Genomic DNA, 5,502 nt, shown 5'->3' with positions numbered 1-5,502 from the left:
GAGCCGAGTTTCGACATGCCCGGCCGCCGTTGGGTGATGTCCAGCGTGGAGACCACCGGAGGCTATAAGGAGAACGGTGCCACAAGCTCACGCAACGAGTTCACCTACGAGGGAGGATACCGCGACCGCCGCGAGCGCGACTTCTACGGCTTCCGCAAGGTGACGACACGGCAGATAGACACGGAGAAAGGAAGCCATGAGGTATATCGTTATTCGGTCGAGACCTATGGTAACAACAGAGACTACTACCTGCACAACCTCGTGACCGATGAGAGTCTGTTTGACAAGGACGGCAAGAAGTTGCAGGGCGCTATCTATACTTATGAACTCAATAAGATAAATGATGCACCCGCTTGTGCAGGTACTATCGGCAGCCACCACGACAATATGGAGGTGCTCTTCCCAGCCCTGGCTGAGGTCGTCCAGTCGAACTTCGACGAGACAAGTGGCGACAGCCTTACCACAAAGGTGGAGAATACCTATGATGATTATGGTAACCTCCTTACCTATCAGGAGACAGCGGCCGGTGAACAGCTTGATGCCAAGATTGACTACCACAGGCTGACGGACAAGTACATCGTCAGCGTCCCAAGCCATATCACTGTCAGCAGCGGCGGCAGGACCTACCGTGAGCGCAGCACGAAGGTGGACGGCAACGGCGAGATTACGGAGATTACGCTCCACAACGGCGACAAGCCGTCCGTTTACGACATGAAATACGATGTCTACGGCAACATCACCCGTATGACCAAGCCGGAGAACTACAAGGGTGAGCGTATGATCTACGCCTACACCTACGATGACCTCTACCACAGTCTTGTGACAAAGGTCAGCGATGCCTACGGCTACAGTTCCACTACCACCTATGACGGATTGTGGAACGCCCCTGCCACCACCACCGACCTCAACGGCCAGCGGATAGAGTACACCTACGACGCGCTGGGCAGGCAGGCTACCATACGTGCGCCCTACGAGATAGAGAGCGGGCAGCCCTTTACTATTAAGTTCGAGTACTTCCCCAAGGAGCGCAAGGCGCGTACCATCCACTACACGCAGGACGGCAACATCGACACCTACACCTTTGCCGACTCCCTCATGCGTGCCGTCCAGACCAAGCAGACGGGCGTGGTATGGAACGGCGGCAGCACGTCCAAGGTGAGCATTGTCAGCGGCAGGTCCGTGCTCGATGCCTTCGGCAGGAATGTCGCCGCCTACTATCCCACGACGGAGAGCTACGGCAACATCGGTACCTACAACACCGCCACGGGCGACCTGCAGACCAAGACCGAATACGACACCCACGACCGTACTGTCAGCGTCACCCTTGCCGACGGCAGCACAACCAAAAGCAACTACTCCATCGTCTCCCACGACGGCGTTCCGATGCTGGAGACGAAAGTAACGGATGCCCTCGGCAGGACGGCAGAGAGCTATACCGATGAGAAAGGCCGCAACCGGGAAACTGTGCAGCATGCCGGCGGTGAGAACATCACCGTGAGATATGCCTACAATCCCGTGAATGAGGTAACGACGGTGACGCATCCCAACGGCAGGGAGACAAAGTACGAATACGACCTGTTGGGCCGCAAGCTGATGGTGAGCCATCCCGACGCGGGCGAGACCGACATGACCTACGACGCGGCGGGCAACCTCCTGACCAAGCTCACGGCGCAACTGAAAAAGTCCATCTCCGACAAGGGCTGCATCACCTACACCTACGACTATGAGCGGCTGAAGGAGGTGCTCTATCCCGAGAATCTCTTCAACCGGGTCACCTACACCTACGGAATGCCGGGCGACAGGTATAACCGTGCCGGACGCCTTGCCCTCGTGGAGGACGCATCGGGCGGAGAGGCCTACTACTATGGCCGTCAGGGCGAGGTCACCAAGACCGTGCGCACCGTCATGGCGAGCGTGGCGGACATCCGCACCTACGTCTATGGTGCCACCTACGACAGCTGGAACCGTGTACGCACGATGACCTATCCCGACGGTGAGGTCGTCACCTATCACTACAACGCCGCCGGGCAGGTGGAGAGCCTGACGAGCAACAAGCAGGGCAAGGAGAGTACCATCGTGGCACAGATAGGCTACGACAAGGACGGGAACACCGTCTATCAGAAGCTCGGCAACGGCACTGAGACTACCTATACCTACGACAAGCAGCGCGAGCGGCTGCAGGACATGACACTTACGGGCAGCGGCAGCACGCTGATGCAGAACAAGTACCGTTATGATGCCGTGGACAATATCCTCGGCATCACCAACGCTGCCAACCCGCAAGGACTGACAAAGCTCAACAAGGCGAAGTTGGGAGGGGCGAGTACGCACACCTACCAGTATGACGAGCTGAACCGCCTGATTCATGCCACGGGTAAGGCGAAGAATGCCTCCTATGACATGGCAATGACCTTCAGTTTGATGAGTGAGCCGCTCACGAAGACACAGAAAGTAGACTCCACGGCTACGGCAAAGAGCTATAACTTCACCTACAAATATGAGGATGATAGTCATCCCACCGCTCCCACGCAGATAGGTCATGACCATTACACGTATGATGCCAACGGCAACCCCATACTCGTAACAAATGATAGTACAAATACTTCAAGAGAGATGTATTGGGATGAGGACAACCGCCTGATGGTGTTAAGCGATAACGGCAAGACGAGCCGCTACACCTATAACGCAGGTGGCGAGCGCATCATGAAGAGCTACGGCACGATGGAGGGCGTGTATATCAACGGCGCACCACAAGGCATCACGTTCCATGAAACGGATAACTTTACGCTCTATCCAGCAAGCATCCTCACGGTCAACAAAAACCGTTTTACCAAGCATTACTTTATCGGTAGTCAGCGTATTGCAAGTAGAATTGGTACCGGTACGTTCAACAACGTCTATGGCGTGAATGGCAGCTACGTAACCGCCGGTCAGCAGGACTATGCCGAACGCATGAACCAAATTGAAAGTCAAAAGGAAGCCTATTATAAAGAGCTTGGTATTGCCCCAGGCGTACCGACAGAAAAAGGTGCCTACGGTGACCCGGAGAATACTGGCGTTGGCTATAACACGATTATCACCAATCTTGGCGACCACAGCGTGCCCGATGGCTGGGTACAGACGCCTAAGCATAACACCACAGATGGCAGCACACCGGGAACTCCGATAAGCTGGAATGATCCGAGCAATCCGGATGACCCACAGGCTGGCTATGGCTATATAGCCAATGACACGACAGCGGAGGAGACTTTCTTCTTCCATAGCGACCATTTGGGCAGCACTTCTTACATCACGGACGATAAGGGCAACATCACTCAGTATGATGCTTACCTTCCCTATGGTGAGCTGTTAGTGGACGAGCACTCTTCATCCGAGGAGATGCCGTATAAGTTCAATGGTAAGGAATTTGATGAGGAGACTGGACTGTACTACTACGGCGCAAGGTATATGGATCCTGTGGCAAGTATATGGTATGGGGTGGATCCACTGGTGGAAAAGTATGCAACAACGAGTGGATATGTTTATACGTTGAATAATCCTATCAAGTTAGGTGATTCAGATGGAAGAAAAGTAAAACTTACAAATAATGAAGAAGACTTAGCTGCTATACGTGAGACACTCCCCCATAGTTTAAGAGAATATATTACTGCTAATGATGGTTTTATTGATAAACAGAAAATGGAAGAGGGTCTTAACGCTATGGGTGATGACGTAAGTCTAAATTACAAATCATTGTTCGAAATTGTTGCAGATGATAGGACTGTGGAATTTTCATTGCTTGATAAACCACACGCTGTAAATGCAAGCGGCAATACGCCTAAACACATGATAACTTTTGGTCCTACTCTATATTTTGAGGCAGATAATATAGGAAATCCTGCAGAGTGGATTACTCAAGGAGGAACCAGTATCAGCTTAGCTCCTAAGAGTCATAAATGGACAAAATGGGATAGCATGCAAAGGGCTCGCCTCAATGAAGACGAATTACAGTTCTCCCCGAATGAGAACTACCAGGTGCAGATTAATAGTTCCATGTATAAGAATAATGCGACACACAAGAATGGAGCTAAGGCGGTAGCCCACGAGCTTTATGGTCATATTTTATATATGTTTAGAGGATGGGACTCCGCTCATGGTAGTAATAGAAAAGTTGATAATCAAAAATTAGAAAACTGGTTACAAAGAATAGGAAATGAAACAGACTACAACTTCGATCATTAGAACATTAATTTTTATAATGCTTATTTGCAAATTTAACAACATATATGCAATGAATCACAAGGATTCGTTGTATTTACCCTACTTTGTAAAAGACGGGAATGTATGTGTGCTGCATTCATCAGCCACGGATCATTACATTGAACGTGAATTGAGTGAATACATAGAACAAAAATTACCAATTATTAGATATGACTGTACATCCTTCCTTTTCTTTATACAAATGAAAATTAACAAAAAGGGGCAAGCAAAAAGGCTCAAGTTGCTAAATAGAAAAAGTTTCAAAAATAACATGTTAGCTTGGGAGGACGTAAAAAAAATCATTCGCAATATAGATTTCCATCCCGCTGTAAGAGGAAAGCCTATAAATTATGATCTAAAATTCTATTTGCGTTTGGTGTTTTATTAGGATACATTCGTAGATATGTTGACGAAGAAGGTTGGCAAGGAGACCACCTATACTTACGACAAGCGGCGCGAGCGGTTGCAGGACATGACACTTACGGGAAGCGGCAGCACACTGATGCAGAACAAGTACCGCTATGATGCTGTGGACAACATCCTCGGCATCACCAATGCCGCCAACCCGCAAGGACTGACAAAACTCAACAAGGCGAAGTTGGGAGGGGCAAGTACGCACAGCTACCAGTATGACGAGCTGAACCGCCTGATTCATGCCACGGGCAAGGCGAAGAGTGCAACCTATGATATGGCAATGACCTTCGGGCGGATGAGTGAGCCGCTCACAAAGGTGCAGAAGGTGGACTCCTCCCTCACAGCGAAATCCTATAACTTTGCTTACAAGTACGAGGATGATAGCCATCCCACCGCTCCCACACAGATAGGTCACGACCATTACACGTATGATGCCAACGGCAACCCAATACTCGTAACAAATGACAGTACAAATACTACAAGAGAAATGTACTGGGATGAGGACAACCGCCTGATGGTGTTAAGCGATAACGGCAAAACCTCAAGATATACCTATAACGCTGGTGGCGAACGCATCATGAAGAGCTACGGCACGATGGAGGGTGTGTACATCAACGGTGCACCACAAGGCATCACGTTCCATGAAACGGATAACTTTACGCTCTATCCAGCAAGCATCCTCACGGTCAACAAAAACCGTTTTACCAAGCATTACTTTATCGGTAGCCAGCGTATTGCAAGTAGAATTGGTACCGGTACGTTCAACAACGTCTATGGCGTGAATGGCAGCTACGTAACCGCCGGTCAGCAGGACTATGCCGAACGCATGAACCAAATTGAAAGTCAAAA

1 protein-coding gene and 1 pseudogene are annotated in these 5,502 nt (G+C 50.2%); both read left to right on the top strand.

Annotated features, from left to right (window positions below; all coding sequences use genetic code 11):
* On the top strand, positions 1–4,221 hold a 4,221-nt coding region (locus NG346_RS14205; RefSeq protein WP_317620802.1), incomplete at its 5' end, for an RHS repeat-associated core domain-containing protein.
* Between the two features lie 421 nt (positions 4,222–4,642).
* Positions 4,643–5,502, top strand: a pseudogene (locus tag NG346_RS14200) (type IV secretion protein Rhs); the annotation flags it as partial.

Source organism: Hallella absiana (assembly GCF_025457485.1).
GTDB classification, from domain to species: domain Bacteria; phylum Bacteroidota; class Bacteroidia; order Bacteroidales; family Bacteroidaceae; genus Prevotella; species Prevotella absiana.
The sequence above is the reverse complement of the archived record's forward strand: the minus strand, read 5'-3'. Positions and strand labels throughout refer to the sequence as shown.